The 18128-nt window shown below is 58.8% G+C and carries 16 protein-coding genes and 1 tRNA gene; 11 read left to right on the forward strand and 6 right to left on the reverse strand.

The genetic code is table 11. The features are described from left to right. Positions 1-100: 100 nt before the first annotated feature. Both PL597_RS13080 and PL597_RS13085 read right to left on the reverse strand, forming a co-directional pair. The gene (locus PL597_RS13080) at positions 101-946 is read right to left on the reverse strand and encodes a universal stress protein (protein WP_137410492.1); all 846 of its coding nucleotides are present in this window, start codon (positions 944-946) and stop codon (positions 101-103) included. A 102-nt stretch (positions 947-1048) separates the two neighbouring features. Then, positions 1049-1840, reverse strand: a complete 792-nt coding sequence (locus PL597_RS13085; protein ID WP_269825168.1) for a competence/damage-inducible protein A — start codon at positions 1838-1840, stop codon at positions 1049-1051. 279 nt (positions 1841-2119) lie between these two features. On the opposite strand from PL597_RS13085, the gene wrbA reads away from it, so the two are divergent. Next, entirely contained in the window at positions 2120-2719 is a 600-nt protein-coding gene (gene wrbA, locus PL597_RS13090; RefSeq protein WP_271365311.1) for an NAD(P)H:quinone oxidoreductase type IV, read from the forward strand. A 257-nt stretch (positions 2720-2976) separates the two neighbouring features. Then, positions 2977-3207: a hypothetical protein gene (locus PL597_RS13095; protein WP_269825135.1), complete on the forward strand. Its 231-nt coding sequence runs from the start codon at positions 2977-2979 to the stop codon at positions 3205-3207. A gap of 24 nt (positions 3208-3231) precedes the next feature. Here the strand turns inward: PL597_RS13095 and PL597_RS13100 are convergent, their stop codons facing one another. Both PL597_RS13100 and PL597_RS13105 read right to left on the reverse strand, forming a co-directional pair. Beyond that, positions 3232-3477 (reverse strand): DUF982 domain-containing protein, encoded by a 246-nt coding sequence (locus tag PL597_RS13100; RefSeq protein ID WP_003523370.1) that lies wholly within the window; start codon positions 3475-3477, stop codon positions 3232-3234. 94 nt (positions 3478-3571) lie between these two features. Next, complete coding sequence (locus tag PL597_RS13105) at positions 3572-3877, reverse strand: hypothetical protein (protein WP_077982113.1); 306 nt, start codon at positions 3875-3877, stop codon at positions 3572-3574. 710 nt (positions 3878-4587) lie between these two features. Between PL597_RS13105 and PL597_RS13110 the strand changes: the two genes are divergently transcribed. From PL597_RS13110 to exoR, 7 genes are all read left to right on the forward strand, one after another. After that, entirely contained in the window at positions 4588-4740 is a 153-nt protein-coding gene (locus tag PL597_RS13110; RefSeq protein ID WP_003495626.1) for a DUF3309 family protein, read from the forward strand. Between the two features lie 239 nt (positions 4741-4979). Beyond that, positions 4980-5053, forward strand: a tRNA-Cys gene (locus tag PL597_RS13115). Between the two features lie 231 nt (positions 5054-5284). Beyond that, positions 5285-5956 (forward strand): protein-L-isoaspartate O-methyltransferase family protein, encoded by a 672-nt coding sequence (locus tag PL597_RS13120; RefSeq protein WP_077982143.1) that lies wholly within the window; start codon positions 5285-5287, stop codon positions 5954-5956. 389 nt (positions 5957-6345) lie between these two features. Then, positions 6346-7350: a cell division protein PopZ gene (gene popZ, locus PL597_RS13125; protein ID WP_271365312.1), complete on the forward strand. Its 1005-nt coding sequence runs from the start codon at positions 6346-6348 to the stop codon at positions 7348-7350. 219 nt (positions 7351-7569) lie between these two features. Further along, complete coding sequence (locus PL597_RS13130) at positions 7570-10413, forward strand: valine--tRNA ligase (protein ID WP_271365313.1); 2844 nt, start codon at positions 7570-7572, stop codon at positions 10411-10413. A gap of 458 nt (positions 10414-10871) precedes the next feature. Further along, positions 10872-12161 (forward strand): outer membrane protein transport protein, encoded by a 1290-nt coding sequence (locus PL597_RS13135; RefSeq protein WP_077982146.1) that lies wholly within the window; start codon positions 10872-10874, stop codon positions 12159-12161. 562 nt (positions 12162-12723) lie between these two features. Next, the gene (gene exoR / locus PL597_RS13140) at positions 12724-13518 is read left to right on the forward strand and encodes an exopolysaccharide production regulator ExoR (protein ID WP_077982148.1); all 795 of its coding nucleotides are present in this window, start codon (positions 12724-12726) and stop codon (positions 13516-13518) included. Between the two features lie 74 nt (positions 13519-13592). On the opposite strand, the gene xth is transcribed toward exoR, so the two are convergent. Beyond that, complete coding sequence (gene xth, locus PL597_RS13145) at positions 13593-14390, reverse strand: exodeoxyribonuclease III (RefSeq protein WP_271365315.1); 798 nt, start codon at positions 14388-14390, stop codon at positions 13593-13595. A 95-nt stretch (positions 14391-14485) separates the two neighbouring features. Continuing rightward, positions 14486-14818: an iron-sulfur cluster insertion protein ErpA gene (gene erpA / locus PL597_RS13150; RefSeq protein WP_077982150.1), complete on the reverse strand. Its 333-nt coding sequence runs from the start codon at positions 14816-14818 to the stop codon at positions 14486-14488. Positions 14819-15044: 226 nt separating this feature from the next. Here erpA and PL597_RS13155 point away from each other — a divergent pair, with 226 nt between their 5' ends. Then, positions 15045-16262 (forward strand): deoxyguanosinetriphosphate triphosphohydrolase, encoded by a 1218-nt coding sequence (locus PL597_RS13155; protein ID WP_271365316.1) that lies wholly within the window; start codon positions 15045-15047, stop codon positions 16260-16262. Between the two features lie 76 nt (positions 16263-16338). Next, positions 16339-18096 carry an arginine--tRNA ligase gene (gene argS / locus PL597_RS13160; RefSeq protein WP_271365317.1) on the forward strand — a complete coding sequence of 586 codons (1758 nt, stop codon included), beginning with the start codon at positions 16339-16341 and terminating at the stop codon, positions 18094-18096. Positions 18097-18128 lie beyond the last annotated feature (32 nt).

Consider the following 18128-nt stretch of genomic DNA (forward strand, 5'->3'; position numbering starts at 1 on the left):
ATCCCGCTGCCGCGGACTTCTCCCCGGCGGGGAGAAGAAACAAGCGGCAATCGCCCGCTTCATGTCGGATGTTGAGGGGGTATCCGCGCCCCATCCATTTTCAACGCGACAGCAGCGTCATCGCCGTCATGGAATCGAGCAGTGTACGGGTGACGCCGCCAAACAGCAGTTCCCACCAGCGGGAATGGCCGTAAGCACCCATGACCAGAAGGTCGATGCTGTTATCCGATAGACGGTTTTCGATAGCCGCCTGCGGTGAGATGCCGGCGATCTTTTCCTGCGAGGTGACCGTGACGTTGACACCGTGGCGGGCAAGCGTGGCGGCGAGTTCCGTACCGGCAAGGCCTGATGACTGCGTTTCGCTTTCCGCCTGATCAACGGAGAAAATTTCGACGCTGTCGGCCGCTTTGAGGAAGGGCAGGGCGTCGAAGGTGGCGCGGGTCGCCTCGCGCGAGCCGTTCCAGGCAATCAGGACGCGCTTGATCGGTTTGGCAACGGTCAGCACATGCGGCACGAGGAGAACGGGGCGGCCGCTTTCATAAAGGAAACCGTCAATATCCGAGCGGCTGTCCGATAGCGCCGAGGAACTGCTCTGGCGCGCGATAATGAGGTCGGCGCAGCGTGCGCTGTCGATGGCGGAGGCGGAAGCGTAACCGACCGAGGTGACGAAGCTGCGCCATTCATGCGAGATGCCGTTGGCCGACAGTGTACGCTCGAAAAGCGCGCCGACATCGGTGGTTTCCTTGTGCGCCACGTCCTGCAGCGCCTGCACGGTGGCGGGGTCGGGAATTTCCATCGGCGCGACCAGCGGAACGGCCGCCAGCGTTTCCATGTGAAGGCCGATCACATGCGAGGAAAACTGGTCGGCAAGGCTCACCACGAATTCGCCGAGCTTCTGTGTGTTCGAAACATTGTCGACCACTGCCAGTATCGTCTTGTAACCCATTTTCTCTCTCCTCGGTGACATCTGGTTGCTGTGCGCAGAATGGCCGTCTTTGCCGATGGCCACCTTGATTTTGGTCAACTCGACGCCTTTGAAATTTCTCCCTCAGGCGGTTGCATCGCCCTTGCTTGCGGCCAGCTGTTTTTCCTGGCCGATCGCTTCGATCATGGCGGCAACCGCGTCTGCTGCTGCCTTCAATACGCCAGCGTCGCGGGCGCGCACGACGATTTCGGTTGAGAAGCGCTGCCCGTCATATTTCGGATAGGAGCCGATGCTGGTTTCGGGATGGGCCTTCTGGATGGCCGTCAGCGGCGTGCCGATATCGCCTTCGCCATAGGGCGAGCGCACCGCCTGTGACATGACTTTGGCGCCGGTGCGCAGCGTCGGCATGACATTGTCCAGCATGGCCTGAAACACCTGCGGCACGCCGGCCATGACATAGACATTGCCGATGACAAAGCCGGGAGCGACGGAAACGGGATTGGCGATATGGGCCGCACCTCTCGGCATGCGCGCCATGCGCTTCCTCGCCTCGGTGAACTCCATCTCGCGGACGCGATACATATCACCCAGCATGCGCAGCGCCTCGGAATCGTGTTCGCAGGGCAGGCCGAACGCCGCAGAGACCGCATCTGCCGTGATGTCGTCATGGGTCGGGCCGATGCCGCCCGAGGTGAAAACATAATCATAGCGGCTGCGCAGTGCGTTCAGTGCTTCCACGATCGCTTCCTCCTCGTCGGAGACGATGCGTACTTCCTTCAGGTCGATGCCGGACATGGTGAGGACATCCGCGAGGTGGCCGATATTCTTGTCTTTGGTGCGGCCCGAAAGCAGTTCGTCGCCAATGGCGAGCATGGCGGCGGTCACGACGGATTGAGCGGAGGAGGGATTGGACATGGTTGCACTCGTCATCTGTTTCACCCGACGTTAACGCCGCGCCAGCGCGAATGCAAAGCGGTTTTGAAGAAACGCAGAAGGGGGATTGGTTGACGATGACTCGGAGCGTTCACTCATCGTGAACAGTGCGTATGCCAATCCCCGGCTGGCGGCAGACCGATCCGTCCGCTACCTTTTTTGTCATACGCTTTTTACAGGTCAAAGCCGATGATCATCGAGTTTTTAAAGAAGCTTGTCGCCGGTACGCCGGAAACAGTTCCAGCAAAGGAAACGAAGAGAATGACGAAGGTTCTGGTACTTTATTACTCCTCTTACGGCCATATCGAGAAAATGGCTTATGCGGTTGCCGAGGGCGTGAAGTCCACCGGCGCGGAAGCCGTGGTGAAGCGCGTTCCCGAACTCGTTCCGGAAGAAGTTGCAAAGTCCTCCCATTTCAAGCTGGATCAGCCGGCCCCGGTGGCGACGGTGGACGAACTGGCGGATTACGACGCCATCATCGTCGGCGCCGGCACACGTTTTGGCACGGTCGCCTCGCAGATGCGCAATTTCTGGGACCAGACAGGCGGCCTGTGGTTCAGTGGCAAGCTGGTCGGCAAGGTCGGCTCGGTCTTCACGTCGTCCGCCACCCAGCATGGTGGCCAGGAATCCACCATTCTCGGCTTTATCCCCACCTTCCTGCATCACGGCATGGCCGTTGTCGGCCTGCCCTATGCTTTCCAGGGCCAGATGGGCGTCGATGAAATCAAGGGCGGTTCGCCCTATGGCGCCTCCACCATCACCGATGGCGACGGTTCGCGCCAGCCTTCCGCAATCGAGCTGGAAGCCGCTCGTTATCAGGGTGCCCATGTCGCCAAGCTGGCGGCCAAGCTTTCTGCCTGATGGGATGATGTGTTGATACAGAAATGCGGCCCAAAAGGCCGCATTTTTTATGCCGGAACGTCAAGTCGCCGGTTCTGTCGGAGACAGATTTTTGAGGTCGCTCAAATCGGTGGGTTGACCATGAAAAGGCAGCTTGCGACCACGAAGCCGATCATCGAGATTTCCAGAAAACCGTTCAATCCGTCACGCATTCCAACCCTCCTCCTGTCGAGTGAAAAGAGAACGGGCAAAGTTTATCGCGGTTCCATAACGAAAGAATGAAATTCAGCAAATTCTCAAATCCAGCCTCTCCGCCGTCCGACGGAGGGCGTTTTCACGCTTCAGCCAGTGACGACGAAAGCGACCACGAGGTGGCCGAGAAGGCCGATCGCCAGGCAGGAGAGGAGAAAAATGAACAGGGCTTTTTTCATATTTCCGGAAGCTTCCATCTGTTGCGATCCATCGAACCTGTCTTTTTGAAAACGCAGCGCTGCTGGCGGCATTTATAGTCTGCGGCCCCAGTTATTTCGACGTCAGGCCTTGATATCGAGGCCCGCTTCGATTGCGGCTGCGATGAAGGCCTTGCGCGCATCCTCGGGCTTTTTCCGGCCTGCATCGACGGCGGCGCAGATCAGCAGCGCCTTGTCCAGCGCATCGCCGTCTTCTATCGGCCAGTCCTCGATCAGCGCCCAGGAGGCGGCCTGCGTGGTGTCGATGCTCGTGTAATCGCCCGGCGTCTCGAACGCGATCAGGACGGGTTTTTGCCAGCGCGTATTCATTGCCTATCCATCGTGGTTGTCGCGCCCGGCTCTAAACCAAGCGGTCAGGATGTGCAATCCCGTTGCGGATGCGTTTCTGCCGGTTACGGTGCGGTCAGTCGTCGCGCCCGAACAGCCATTCGCGGATGATGCGGCGGTCGATGAGTTCCAGCGAGCGGTCCGGCGCGATGCGGTAGGTTTCCACCGCTCTAGTGCTGCCGTCGATGCGGAACTCATGGGTGAAAGTGCTGCCGATTGGCGATTTCGTCAGTTTGGTTCGCGGCTGGCCCCTGTAGATGATGCTGCCGGGGATGGGTTCGACATAGGGCGCGGGGCCGAGATAGGCGGCCGGCCCGGCCGTGGTGCATCCGGCAAGCGCCAGTGCAAGCGCGATAGCGGCCGACGATACGAGCGTTTTCATCCTGTCCTCCCAAGTGCGTCTGTGAAAACGATGTCGAGGCGCGACGGTTCCCGGCGGCAGAGGGGCGGAGACGATTTTCCCGACTATTTGCTCTTCGGTTTCTGAATGTCGCGCGCGACCCAGCGAAAGAAAAAATAGACGAGGAGGCCGAAGATGAAAAGCGGGATGAGGTTCGCAAAACCGGACATGTGATGCTCGTTTCTCCCTCCCGGTCCGGGGTCTAGCCGGAGTGAAACCGGCAATGCAAGCGAAAGGCAGGAGATAGCCGGTAAAATATCCGTGTGCCTGCGAAGGGGAAGGGGATATGAGGGGCTGTTGGGAGGGGCGGGAGAGATCCGGCGCACTGCCAGTGATGCCGGATCTCTCCGTCTCCCGCCAGTTTCAGGGGACGGGTGACTGGCATTAATATGACGGACAACCGCCAATAGACATAGGCCGAGAAATCACCTCGGATAAATCGCTGCTTTGGTCATCCCGGTTAAGGCCGGCCCGCCACAGCTCCACGGGGCTTTTGTGGCGACCTAACTTGGCGGAGAATTATTTCCCGAGACGGAGCGGCAAGGCCGCATTTCCGAATTTCCGGTGTAACCCGTTGAAACTGATGAGGATGCGTTTCCACCCTTATGCTGCCGGCTATAGAGAGAAGGGAACTTTTTGCGCGTTTCATCATTCAAACACGCAGGACATATGCCAATAGTGGAGGGTTACACATGCTCGGCACCATCCTCGTCATCCTTCTCATTCTTTTTCTCATCGGCGCACTGCCAAGCTGGGGTTACCATAATTATGGCTACGGCCCGTCAGGCGGTCTCGGACTGGTTCTGGTCATCGTCCTGATCCTGGTTCTGCTTGGGCGAATCTGACCTCCCGGCACAGCAAATGCAGCATCGCCCGCAACGGCGCAAACGCGCCGGGTGCGGGCTTTGTTTGTTCTGAAATATGCAGCGGATACGAAAAGCTTCATAATCTTAAGCGCTTAGGAGTTCGGCTGCTGTGGTGTGCCGGTCCGGCCCGAAAAAACACCACATTCGGAACGAACCCTCTTGCGCCCATAATGGATTCGTTCTAAATGCCCGCCATCGCTTGATTGACGAGCGTGTGAGGCCTCGTGGCGGAGTGGTGACGCAGAGGACTGCAAATCCTTGTACCCCGGTTCAATTCCGGGCGAGGCCTCCAAAAAATTCCACGAACACAATGTTTTCGGTATTATTGCCCCGCTTCGCGGTAATTTGCTGTTCCGGAAAACTCCACTGTTTCGCTTTTTCCCGCACATCCTGCTCAGCGCGCTTGAAAGCGTGCGCTTGGGCAATTATGAGATTATCCAAAGGCGAGGGTGAGCCCCTGCCGTTTTGAGCTTTTGGAGCCGAGGCTTCCCGACCGGCATCCTTGAAATTGAGGCGAGACGATATGATGGATTTCGAAACCGCACGCGCCAATATGGTCGACAGCCAGTTGCGTACGACCGACGTGACGTCGCATTCCGTGCTGAAGGCGTTTTTGAGTGTGCCGCGCGAGGCATTCGTGCCGGCGGGCGTGCGGCAGATTGCCTATGTGGACGAGGATCTGCAGATCTGTCCCGCCCGCGATGGCCGTCCGGCCCGTTATGTCATGAAGACCTCGCCGCTGGCAAAGCTGCTGCAGCTTTCGGCCGTGTCGAAGGAGGACGTGGTGCTGGAAGTCGGCGGCGGCGCAGGTTATGCGGCTGCCATCCTTTCGCAGCTTGCCGGTTCGGTGGTTTCGCTTGAAAGCGATGAGGCGCTGGCCGCACAGGCGACCGAGACGCTCGCCTCGCTCGGATATGACAATGTCGCCGTCGTGACAGGCGATCTCGAAAAGGGCTATGCGGGCGAAGCGCCCTATGACCTCATTTTCATCAACGGCTCGGTGGAAGAAGTGCCGGCGGCACTGATCGACCAGCTGCGCGACGGCGGACGTCTGGTCGTGGTCGTCGGATATGGTGGCGCCGCAAAGGCCACCGTCTATCGCCGCGATGGCAACAGCACATCGGCAGCCGCTTTCTTCAATGCTTCGATCAAGCCGCTGCCGGGTTTTGCCAAGGCGGCCGAATTCGTTTTCTGATCGGCAAAGGATCATCTTCTCTTTTGACGCCGGGGTGACGTTTCCGCCCCGGCGTTTTTATGTTCGGTTTGCCGGCGGGCGCTTCCTTCCGGGCCGCTCTCACAAAGCTGTGCATCATCACGAAACTTGTCGAATCAGTGATTTAGTTCCTCGCTATGCTGACCTAAACTAAGGGTGATTCGGGGTGTGCGTATTTCTGCCCCGCATGATCCTGCGACAGGGACGGCGAAATGCTCAAGCGCTTGGCCGGCCATGTTTCAGAGCATCGGTGTGACGATCGATTTCGATTGTCGAAAACGCGATGTGCAAATTGAACAGGTCAAGGAGCGCTCATCCGGTGTCCGAGGGATGCGGCAAGGGCGCTCGAAGAGTGGAAACCGGGGATTGATATGGCTCAGCCAAGCGTAGCGCGTGAACCGTCCATGGAAGAGATTTTGGCGTCCATTCGCCGGATCATCGAAAGCAACGAGACCGGACCTGCCGGTGCGTTTTCCGGGCAGTTGCCGCCGGTCTATGACGATGAAGACGAGGCTGCGAGCGAAGCGGCCTTCGTGGCGGAGCCCATCAGCCCGCCGGCGCGCGTTCCCCCCGCTGCAAACCAGGCTTTCGGCTCACGGCCTGCGCAGGAGTTTTCGCCGGTTTCCGAAAAGCCAATGGCTGAAGGGCAGGAAAGCCCCGCCGAAAAGACCATGTCCCTTGCCGATGTTGCCGCCCGTGTGCGTGCCGCCGCAGACCGTAACGCGGCCATGGGGCCGCAGGCTTTCGCCGCGCAGGCCCGCAGTGGAGCGTCCGAGACCGCGCCGCCGGCTGCTGCGCCGGCTCTATCGCAGCCTTTGTCCGCGACGTCTTCGGAACGCGCCGCACCGCAGCGCCCGACGGATGTTCGGCCGCTGATGGCTGCGGCCGCCGCGAGCGTCGGCGAGCAGCCGGCATCCAGCGTGAGCGAGCAGCCGGTATCTTTTGCCGCCGAGGATCGCGCCGCCGCTGCCGCCATCGAGAGCGCGCCTTCGGCCGAAAACCGCTTCGATCAGCTGTCGCTGCGCGGCGCCATCGAAACGCCGCTGACAGCGGATCGTTTCGATATGGCGGTGCTGGAACCTGCTGTTGAAAAACATGCATTCGATCTGGCCAAGCCACAGGCAGAAGACGTAGCGGATGGTGAGGGCGGCCTGTCGCTCAATCTCCTTTCCGCCGCTGCCGGCGCGCAGATCGCCCGTTCCTTCAGCGAGCTTGCGCAGGTTTTCGACGGCGTCGAGCGGCGCTCGATCGAGGACATGGCCGCTGAAATGCTGCGCCCGATGCTGCAGGAGTGGCTGGAAGACAATCTTCCGACGCTCGTGGAGCGTCTGGTGCGTGAGGAAATCGAGCGCGTGGCGCGCGGTTCGCGTCGCTAAGTTCTCCTCCGGCCGCACGAGCGATTGCGGCGGATGCGACGAAACAGGGGCCGCTCCGGCATAGGGGCGGCTTTTTTTGTTGAAGATGAAGGTGTTATGGGGGCATAGTCACCCGTGGGTCCGCTCAATGGTTGGCTCGCGGGCGGGTTTCTGTTGACTCTCTCCCGTCCATCCTTATTTAAAAAATCCACACAAGAACTCTAAAATTCAGGTCAGGAAATGCTCGAAAAGACCTACGATTCCGCTTCCGTCGAACCGAAAATCGCCAAAGCCTGGGACGAGGCTAACGCTTTTCGTGCCGGCGCCAACGCCAAACCGGGTGCGGAAACCTTCACCATCGTCATTCCGCCGCCGAATGTGACCGGCTCCCTGCATATGGGCCACGCGCTCAACAACACGCTGCAGGATATATTGGTCCGCTTCGAGCGCATGCGCGGCAAGGACGTGCTGTGGCAACCGGGCATGGACCATGCCGGCATCGCCACGCAGATGGTCGTCGAGCGCAAGCTGATGGAACAGCAGCTTCCGGGCCGCCGCGATATGGGCCGTGAGGCTTTCGTCGAAAAGGTTTGGGAATGGAAGGCCGAATCCGGTGGCCTCATCTTCAACCAGCTGAAACGTCTCGGCGCCTCCTGCGACTGGTCGCGGGAACGCTTTACCATGGATGAAGGCCTCTCCGAAGCGGTTCTCGAAGTTTTCGTCACGCTCTACAAGCAGGGCCTGATCTACAAGGACAAGCGCCTCGTCAACTGGGATCCGAAGCTGCTGACGGCGATTTCCGACATGGAAGTCGAGCAGATCGAGATGAAGGGCAATCTCTGGCACCTGCGTTACCCGCTGGAAAAGGGCGTTACCTATCAGTATCCGGTTGCCTTCGACGAAGAGGGCAAGCCCACCGAGTTCGAAACCCGCGATTACATCGTCGTCGCAACGACGCGTCCGGAAACGATGCTCGGCGATACCGGCATTGCGGTGAACCCGGAAGACGAGCGTTACAGGGGCATCGTCGGCAAGCATGTCATCCTGCCGATCGTCGGGCGCAAGATCCCGATCGTCGCCGATGATTATGCCGATCCGACGGCCGGCACGGGTGCGGTCAAGATCACGCCAGCGCATGACTTCAACGATTTCGAAGTCGGCAAGCGTTGCGGCCTGCGCGCCATCAACGTCATGAATATCGACGGCACGATCACCATCAAGGAGAATGAGGATTTCCTCGAAGGCCTCAGCCATCCGGCTGCGCTGCATGGCGCATGGGACCGTCTGGAAGGGCAGGACCGCTTTACCGCGCGCAAGATCATCGTCGAAATCTTCGAGGAAGCCGGTCTGCTCGACAAGATCGAGCCGCACAAGCACGTCGTGCCGCATGGCGATCGTGGCGGTGTGCCGATCGAGCCGCGCCTGACCGACCAATGGTGGGTGGACAACAAGACGCTTGCCCAGCCGGCGATTGCCTCGGTGCGCGAAGGCCGCACCAATTTCGTGCCGAAGAACTGGGAAAACACCTACTTCCAGTGGATGGAGAACATCCAGCCCTGGTGCATCTCGCGGCAATTGTGGTGGGGACACCAGATTCCGGCATGGTATGGCCCGGACGGGCAGGTCTTCGTTGAGAAAACCGAGGAAGAGGCGCTTCAGGCGGCCATCCAGCATTATATTGCCCATGAAGGTCCGTGGAAGGCCTGGGTGGAAGAGAAGCTCGAAAACTTCAAGCCGGGCGAAATCCTGACGCGCGACGAAGACGTGCTCGACACCTGGTTCTCGTCGGCGCTCTGGCCGTTCTCGACCCTTGGCTGGCCCGAGCAGACGCCGGAACTGGCGCGTTATTATCCGACCAACGTGCTGGTCACCGGTTTTGACATCATCCCCTTCTGGGTTGTCCGCATGATGCAGATGGGCCTGCATTTCATGAAGGACGATGCCGGCAACCCGGTCGAGCCCTTCAGCACGGTCTACATCCATGCGCTGGTTCGCGACAAGAACGGCCAGAAGATGTCGAAGTCCAAGGGCAACGTCATCGATCCGCTGGAACTGATCGATGAATATGGTGCGGATGCGCTGCGTTTCACGCTGGCCATCATGGCGGCGCAGGGCCGCGACGTGAAGCTCGATCCGGCGCGTATCGCCGGTTATCGCAACTTCGGCACCAAGCTATGGAATGCCACGCGTTTTGCCGAGATGAACGGCGTGAAGCGCGATCCGCATTTCCTGTCCGAGACCGCCTCGCTGACCATCAACCGCTGGATCCTGACCGAGCTTGCCAATACGGCGCGCGACGTGACGGCGGCGCTTGAGAACTTCCGTTTCAACGACGCCTCCGGAATTCTCTACCGTTTCGTCTGGAACCAGTTCTGCGACTGGTATCTGGAACTGTTGAAGCCTGTCTTCAGCGGCGAGGACGAAAAGGCGAAGCGGGAATCCCAGGCCTGCGCGGCCTATGTTCTGGAGGAGATCTACAAGCTCCTTCATCCCTTCATGCCCTTCATGACCGAAGAACTTTGGGCACATACGGCCGGCGAGGGCGAGGAGCGCGACGACCTGCTCTGCCTCACCGACTGGCCGGAGCCGGAATTCCGCGACGATGCGGCAGCCGCCGAAATCAACTGGCTGATCGATCTCGTCTCCGGCATTCGCTCCGCGCGCGCGGAGATGAACGTGCCGCCGGGCGCTACCGCCTCGCTGGTGGTCGTCGGTGCCAATACCTCCACGGAAGCGCGACTGGACCGCCATGCCGCGGCCATCCGGCGCCTGGCGCGGGCGGATGAAATCCGCGCTGCCGATGTCGCGCCGAAGGGTTCGGCCCAGATCATCGTCGGTGAGGCCACGGTCTGCCTGCCGCTCGGCAACCTCGTCGATCTCGCGGCTGAACAGGCCCGGCTCGAAAAGGCGATCGGCAAGGTGGATGCGGAAATGGAACGCATCGACAAGAAGCTGTCGAACGAGAAGTTCGTGGCCAATGCCGATCCGGAAGTCGTGGCCGCCGAGCGCGAGCGCAAGGCGGAGCTGGAAGTGCAGCTTGCAAGCTTGAGAACAGCACTTACACGGGTCAGCGAAGCCGGATAATAGCTGCCTCCGTCATTTACGAATACAAAACGCCTCCTCGAAACGGGGGCGTTTTTTGTTTTGGCGGAACAATTGCCCCGGTTGATTGCTGCGCCGCAACGACGAATCACGCGGGTTCGAAAGAGCGATTATTTCAGGCCATGCCCGCCCCAAAACCTTTGGAACAGCCAAAAAATCCAACAAAAACGGCCTGATAAGTGCGTTTCTTCGGGAAACTCGCAAGTGTGGTTATTTGGCGACAATTCCTGTCTCAAGTGGGAATTTGTTTCATTTTATGTCTGATTGCTTCAATTGGATTAGAAAAATAACCTAAAATGACTATTTAAGGGCATACGCATAAAATTCTTACGTAAAAAATGGAGAAGTGTCGCGGAACTGTGCCAGTGTGCGGCAGATTGTCATTTGCCGCGAAGCGCTTCACTCTTTTGACGATCACATTGCCTTGATTGGGGAGAGAGATGGCAAAAACTGCAATTTTTCGCGGCGCGGTATGTTTCGCAGTCAGCATCGCGGCGGTAACGCCCTCACTGGCCGGCGGCCTTGAGCGTGGCGGTTACAATATCGACCTGCTGTTCGATCCGTCCGATTATGTTCTCGACAGTTCCGCAACCTTCGTCGCGCCGCAGCGCAAGGTGGAGAATGCGCGCGACAACCCGGCAAAGAGCGGTCCCTTACCTGCTTCTTGGTCAAGCACCGCAGACGACTCTGAAAACTTCTGGTCGACCCGCGTCGGTGCCAAGGCGGCAATCGGCGATTTCGGCGACTGCATGTTCGATTATTCGCAGCCCTGGGGCGCACATCTCAATCCCGGCATCTGGCAGGGATCGAGCTACAATATCGAGACCAAGGTCAAGTCGCACAATTACGCTACCACCTGCCGGGTGAAGTTCGATCTTGGCAAAGGCGACTTCTCGATCATCGGCGGCGGTTTCTACCAGGAGATCAGCGGTTATAAATACCGTCAGGTTCTCGGGCCGGCCGTTCTGGGCCTCAATCCGGCCTGGTCCAGCTTCAGCGGCGTTGGCAAACTTGAGATGGAAGGTGATGGCTGGGGCTGGCGCGCCGGCATGGCCTATGAGATTCCAGAGATCGCCTTCCGTGCGAGCCTTGTTTATAACAGCGCCGTCGATCACGACTTGACCGGCTTCGCCGATGTCAGGGCGATTCCGCAGACGCCGCCGTCCATTTCTCCGACGCTTGCGAAATACGGCGGCAAGCTCGTGCCGATCTATGGCTCTGTTTCCATGCCAGACAGTATCGAACTCAAGGTGCAATCCGGCATTGCGCCGGACTGGCTTGCTTTCGGTTCGGTGAAATGGACCGACTGGAGCCAGATTCAGGTCATTCCTTTCTGCGCTGTCGGCACGTCACCTTGCGTTCCCGCTGGACAAGACACGTTGAACACGCTCGACCTGTTTTACCGCGATGGCTGGACGATTTCCGGTGGCGTTGGCCACAAGTTCAATGAGCAGTGGAGCGGCGCTGTGAGCCTGACCTGGGATCGCGGTACATCGACTGTCATCGGCACCCAGACCGACACCTGGACGCTGGGCACGCAGATTGTCTACTCCCCGAACAAGAATATCGAGTTCAAGATTGCCGGTGCTCTCGGCCTCCTGACCTCCGGCAGCTCTTCCATTAATGGCGGACCGTGCGGTGCCGGGTTCACTTGCGGCAACGAGGTGGGCTACGACTTCGGCAACGACCTCGTGGCAGCAATCTCCACGGGCGTGAAGGTCAAATTCTGACAGCATCCTTCCGCAGATGCTAAAATAAAGGTCCGGTTTACCAGCCGGGCCTTTTTCGTGCGCGACTATGATTCCTGCTCGATAAAATTTTCTAGGCCGAAAGTTTTGTGACGATTTGGCAACACTTTTCTGCAAGCGTGTGGTCGCGTTGGAATGTGAGCATATCTGTCCATTTCCCGCCACAAACAGGGTGCTTGGCTTATGTTTAGGGACGCGGGAATGGAAGAACATGCAGGCGTTTGATGTGGTGATGCGCAAGGCCGGAAAGTGAAAACGGGTTTGGATTCAGGGTTTAAGCAAGTAATACGGGAATTACATCCGGCATTCTTGTTCAGGTCTGACCGGTGGACGGCGAAATGCCGTTATATTGCCGGAAATTATGCCTATATCTGTCTCACTGGAAAATTAGGGCAGTTGCTGCAAAAGACCACCGGTGGTGCGCTGGAAAGTGCTGCCGGAAAGACGCAGTGTGTTCGAAAAATCGCGACCCGGCGGAGTTCGGCTTTGCAGTATTCCGCAAGTATTGGCTATATGCCGGGAAGAGTGAGAGAAGTTCGCTGAAATGCTGAAATGTGAAGCCAACGTTTTAAAGCCGCTCCTCATGGGCATGTTGCTTGCGTCGCTCGCAATGCCTGCTGCGGCTTTTGACATCAATGCGGGCGTGACCAAGGAATCCGGCCCCTTCGACCTGTTCAAGTTCGGCTTCAAGGCCTACAAGAACGGCAACAAGGGCGAAGCCGTCGAGGCCTATCGCTATGCGGCTGAAAAAGGCCATACCGGCTCTCGCTGGGCGCTTGCCAATATGTATGCCTATGGCGACGGCGTTGCCAAGAACGACTTCGAAGCTTTCAAGATCTACAGCGAAATCGCCAGCCAGGGCGTTGAGCCCGGTTCGGAAGATACCGGCTTTTTTGTCAATGCGCTGCTTTCCCTTGCCGATTATTACCGTCACGGCATTCCCGGCAGCCCGGTGAAGATGGACCTGTCGCAGGCCCGCCAGCTTTATTTCCAGGTTGCCTCCACCTTTGGCGTCGCGGAGGCGCAGTTCCGTCTGGCGGAGATGATTCTCGCCGGCGAGGGCGGTCGCGCCGACGTGCAGCAGGCCAAGAAGTGGCTCAATCAGGCCCGCAAACACGGCCATGCAGGCGCGATGTCGATCTTCGGCAACCTGATCTTCCAGGAAGGCCAGACGACGCGGGGGCTGGCCTTCATGACGGCTGCGCTCGACAAATGCGCGGCGGCGGACTGTACCTGGATACAGAACCTGCAGGAGCAGGCTTTTTCGCTCGCCGGTGAGAAGGATCGCCGCGCGGCAATCGCACTCGCACAGAACATGCAGTTTAGCGATCCGGATTGAGAGTTGGCCGGATTGAGAGATGGCCCGGATTGAGAATGGCGATCAGGGTGGTTTCTTCCGCCTGAAGGGGCCGGTCAGCCGACCGGATTGAAAGCGAAATAACCGCAGACCGGCACATGGTCGGACGGTTTTTCCCAGGCCCGCACATGTTTTTCGATGCTGACGGATTCCAGCCTGTCCGCGGCTTCGGCTGACAGCATCAGATGATCGATGCGGATGCCGTTGTTTTTTGGCCATGCGCCAGCCTGATAATCCCAGAAGGAATAAAGTCCTGCTTCATCCGTCGTCGCGCGCGCGGCATCGGTGAAGCCGAGATTCTCCAGCTTGCGGAAGGCCGCCCGGGTCTGCGGCAGGAACAGGGCGTCGCCTTCCCACACGCGTGGGTCGTGACAATCGAAGGGTTCGGGAATGACGTTGTAGTCACCGGCCAGGATCAGCGGCTCTTCCATTGCAAGGCGATCTTCTGCAAAGCGCTGCAGGCGCTCCATCCAGGCAAGCTTGTAGGGATATTTCACCGGATCGTCTGGCGGATTGCCGTTCGGCAGATAAAGTGAGCAGACGCGGATCGCGCCGCCTTCCACGGAAAACACGCCTTCGATGAAACGGGCCTGTTCATCGGCATCATCGCCTGGCAGGCCACGGTTGACTTCGTCCGGCTTGACCTTCGAGAGCAGCGCGACGCCGTTGAAGCCCTTCTGGCCGTGGGTTTCGATGTGATAACCGAGCGCCTCGATCTCAAGGCGGGGAAAACCCTCGTCAACCGACTTGATTTCCTGAAGGCAGACGATGTCAGGCGATGAATCCTTCAGCCACTGGCAGAGGTTTTCGATACGCGCCTTGACGCCATTGATGTTCCAGGTGGCAATCTTCATCGGAGTTTCCCTTTTGCGGGGGTACTTTTACCCGATGCAAAACCGATTGCCACCGTTTTTGGAAGGTGGTGGCGAGGATGTGGTGGATAGAATCGTCAGATCGAGAAGCTGGTGCCGCAGCCGCAGCTTGCCACAGCATTGGGGTTCTTGATCTGGAAGGACTGGCCGAGCAGATTGTCGACGAAGTCGATTTCGGAGCCGGCCATATAGATGACCGACATGCTGTCGATCAGCACCTTGGCGTCGCCGCGGGCAATCACGATGTCGTCATCGGTTTTGTCTTCGGCCAGATCGAATTTGTAGGAGAAGCCCGAGCAGCCGCCGCCTTCCACCGAGACGCGCAGCGCCTGTTTGCCGGCGTCGGCGGCGACGATCTGGGCGATTCGCTTTGCCGCGGCTTCCGAAAGGGTAATGTCGCTGTTTTCCATGTCGTTCCTCCTGCCGGGGTCAAGAACCGGAGAGCAATAATCTCGTTGTCACCATTATAAACCGGTCAAATTAACGGTCTATAGCCTGTGTGAGGGCGGTCAACGCGGCGATGATGCTTTGCGCCGACCTCTGCGATAGGTATGAAGGGTAAATGAAAAGGTCAATGGCCGAGGTGAAAAGGAAGTCACAGTCTAGGTCATGGCGGCGAAGACAACAGGTGGATGCATGATCATAGACCAGCGCGCATTGGGTTTCGGAAGCGGTGAGAGGGCGGTTTTCGCCTCGGATCCATGGACCACGCGCGGGCGTCTTTTTCCCGAAGAGGGAAGCCTGACGCGTTCCGAATTCCAGCGCGACCGCGACCGCATCGTTCACACGACGGCCTTTCGCCGCCTGAAGCACAAAACCCAGGTCTTCATCAGCCCTGACGGAGACCACTATCGCACGCGGCTTACCCACACCGTCGAGGTGGCGCAGATCGCCCGCGCTCTCGCCCGTGCGCTGAAGCTGGATGAGGATCTGGCCGAGGGCGTGGCGCTGGTGCATGATTTCGGCCACACGCCCTTCGGCCATACCGGCGAAGACGCGCTGGATGCGGTGTTGCTGCCCTATGGCGGCTTCGATCATAACGCCCAGTCGCTGCGCATCGTCACCAAGCTGGAGCGCCGTTATGCCGAATATGACGGTATCAACCTCACCTGGGAGACGCTGGAAGGTCTCGTCAAACACAACGGTCCGCTGGTGAATGCGAGGGGCGAGGGGATCAAGGGGCCGGTTCCGCTGCCCATCCTCGAATATTGCGAGCAGCAGGATCTGGAAATCGGCAGCTATGCGAGCCTCGAGGCGCAGGTGGCGGCGATTGCCGATGACATCGCTTATAATACCCACGATATCGATGACGGATTGCGTGCCGGCTATCTCACTTTCGAGATGCTGGAGGAGGTGCCATTCCTCAGCGGACTGATGGCGCAGGTGCGGGCGAAATATCCCGTGCTCGACAAGGAGCGTTTTGCCAATGAGATCATGCGCCGCCAGATCACCCATATGGTCGAGGATGTGATCGGCGTTGCCCAGCAGAATCTTGCCCGCCTGAAACCACGAAGCGCGGCCGATATCCGCGCCGCCGATTTCACCGTCGCGACCTTCTCGCCGGAAATGGCCGAGACCGACCGGCAGATCAAGAAGCTGCTGTTCGGCCATATCTACCGCCATCCGGAAATCATGCGCATCCGCGCCGGCGCGACACAGATCGTCACCGATCTTTTCCACCGTTATATGGAAACGCCGGCGGAAATGCAGAGCCATTACTGGGTGGACAGCATTTCCGGCATGAGCGTGGCCGCAAAAGCCCGGCATGTGGGCGACTATCTGGCCGGCATGACCGATAGTTATGCACTGCGCGCCCACCAGCGGCTGTTTGACCACACCCCCGATTTGCGATAGGGCAGCGGGCAATCGCGGAGCCGACCCGGTTATGATGGCCGGACATAAACAGAAGCCCTTCGCGCAGGTTGGAACGATGAACATTTTTGCTGATTTCGATACCAGGATCAAAAACGCGCTCGAGACCCTCGATCTCGTGAAAGAGAACCGCGAAAAGGTCGATTTCAGTCGAATTACCGTCGAATCCCCGCGCGATCTCAGCCACGGCGATGTTGCAACCAATGCCGCTATGGTGCTGGCCAAGCCGCTCGGCACCAATCCGCGCGCGCTCGCCGAACTCATCGTGCCCGCGCTTCAGGCGGATAGCGATGTCGACAGCGTCAATGTCGCGGGTCCTGGTTTCATCAATCTCAAGGTCTCGGTCGGTTACTGGCAGCGTCTTTTGGCAGACATGATCGGGCAGGGCATCGATTTCGGCCGCTCCACCATCGGTTCCGGCCAGAAGATCAACGTCGAATATGTTTCCGCCAATCCGACAGGCCCGATGCATGTCGGCCATTGCCGTGGTGCTGTCGTGGGTGACACGCTGGCGAACCTGCTGGCATTCGCAGGCTACGGCGTTACCAAGGAATATTACATCAACGATGCCGGCTCGCAGATCGATGTACTAGCCCGTTCCGTCTTCCTGCGCTACCGCGAGGCGCTCGGCGAAGATATCGGCACCATTCCGTCCGGTCTTTACCCCGGCGACTACCTCGTTCCCGTCGGCCAGGCGCTGGCGGATGAATATGGCATCAAGCTGCGCGCCATGCCCGAGGAAAAATGGATGCCTATCGTCAAGGACAAGGCGATCGACGCGATGATGGCGATGATCCGCGAGGATCTGGCGCTGCTCAACGTCCGGCACGACGTGTTCTTCTCGGAGCGCACGCTGCATGAGGGCAATGGCGGTCCGATCCTCTCTGCTATCAATGACCTGACGTTCAAGGGCCATGTCTACAAGGGCACCTTGCCGCCACCGAAGGGCGAATTGCCTGACGACTGGGAAGACCGCGAACAGACGCTGTTCCGCTCCACCGAGGTGGGCGACGACATGGACCGCGCGCTGATGAAATCGGACGGTTCCTACACCTATTTCGCCGCGGACGTCGCTTATTTCAAGAACAAGTTCGACCGCGGTTTTTCCGAGATGATCTATGTGCTCGGCGCCGACCACGGCGGCTACGTGAAGCGGCTGGAAGCGGTCGCGCGCGCCGTCTCCGAAGGCAAGTCGAAACTGACGGTGCTGCTGTGCCAGCTCGTCAAGCTGTTCCGCGATGGTGAGCCGGTGAAGATGTCGAAGCGCTCCGGCGACTTCGTCACGCTGCGCGATGTTGTCGACGAAGTGGGTCGCGACCCGGTGCGATTCATGATGCTTTATCGGAAGAATTCCGAGCCGCTGGACTTCGATTTCGCGAAAGTGACCGAACAATCGAAGGATAATCCGGTCTTTTACGTGCAATATGCGCACGCCCGCTCACAGTCGATCTTCCGGCAGGCGCAGGAAGCGTTTCCGGGGCTTTCTCCTTCGGCTGAGGAGATGGCGGCCTCCGTCGCTTTGATTAGCGATATCAACGAGTTGCAGATGGTTGCAAAGCTCGCCGAATATCCGCGCCTGATCGAATCGGCGGCTCTTTCGCACGAGCCGCACCGGCTTGCTTTTTATCTCTATGACCTCGCCAGTTCCTTCCATGGACACTGGAACAAGGGCAAAGACCAGCCGGAATTACGTTTTATTAACGATAAAAACCGAGAATTGAGCATTGCCAGACTTGGGCTGGTGAATGCTGTCGCGAATGTTTTGAGGTCCGGCCTCACGCTTTTAGGAGCGGACGCACCTGCCGAAATGCGATAACATATCACCATTATTTGCTCACAATACGCTGG

This window comes from Agrobacterium sp. ST15.13.013, from assembly GCF_027956525.1.
GTDB lineage: Bacteria > Pseudomonadota > Alphaproteobacteria > Rhizobiales > Rhizobiaceae > Agrobacterium > Agrobacterium salinitolerans.

Bases quoted from the DNA above. Each gene is read 5' to 3' on its own strand.
- PL597_RS13130 (WP_271365313.1), top strand. From the start codon at position 7,570: ATGCTCGAAAAGACCTACGATTCCGCTTCCGTCGAACCGAAAATCGCC.
- PL597_RS13155 (WP_271365316.1), top strand. From the start codon at position 15,045: ATGATCATAGACCAGCGCGCATTGGGTTTCGGAAGCGGTGAGAGGGCG.
- xth (WP_271365315.1), bottom strand. From the start codon at position 14,390: ATGAAGATTGCCACCTGGAACATCAATGGCGTCAAGGCGCGTATCGAA.
- PL597_RS13110 (WP_003495626.1), top strand. From the start codon at position 4,588: ATGCTCGGCACCATCCTCGTCATCCTTCTCATTCTTTTTCTCATCGGC.
- PL597_RS13100 (WP_003523370.1), bottom strand. From the start codon at position 3,477: ATGAATACGCGCTGGCAAAAACCCGTCCTGATCGCGTTCGAGACGCCG.
- argS (WP_271365317.1), top strand. From the start codon at position 16,339: ATGAACATTTTTGCTGATTTCGATACCAGGATCAAAAACGCGCTCGAG.
- PL597_RS13135 (WP_077982146.1), top strand. From the start codon at position 10,872: ATGGCAAAAACTGCAATTTTTCGCGGCGCGGTATGTTTCGCAGTCAGC.
- PL597_RS13120 (WP_077982143.1), top strand. From the start codon at position 5,285: ATGATGGATTTCGAAACCGCACGCGCCAATATGGTCGACAGCCAGTTG.
- popZ (WP_271365312.1), top strand. From the start codon at position 6,346: ATGGCTCAGCCAAGCGTAGCGCGTGAACCGTCCATGGAAGAGATTTTG.
- PL597_RS13095 (WP_269825135.1), top strand. From the start codon at position 2,977: ATGAAATTCAGCAAATTCTCAAATCCAGCCTCTCCGCCGTCCGACGGA.
- PL597_RS13080 (WP_137410492.1), bottom strand. From the start codon at position 946: ATGGGTTACAAGACGATACTGGCAGTGGTCGACAATGTTTCGAACACA.
- exoR (WP_077982148.1), top strand. From the start codon at position 12,724: ATGCTGAAATGTGAAGCCAACGTTTTAAAGCCGCTCCTCATGGGCATG.
- PL597_RS13105 (WP_077982113.1), bottom strand. From the start codon at position 3,877: ATGAAAACGCTCGTATCGTCGGCCGCTATCGCGCTTGCACTGGCGCTT.
- PL597_RS13085 (WP_269825168.1), bottom strand. From the start codon at position 1,840: ATGTCCAATCCCTCCTCCGCTCAATCCGTCGTGACCGCCGCCATGCTC.
- erpA (WP_077982150.1), bottom strand. From the start codon at position 14,818: ATGGAAAACAGCGACATTACCCTTTCGGAAGCCGCGGCAAAGCGAATC.
- wrbA (WP_271365311.1), top strand. From the start codon at position 2,120: ATGACGAAGGTTCTGGTACTTTATTACTCCTCTTACGGCCATATCGAG.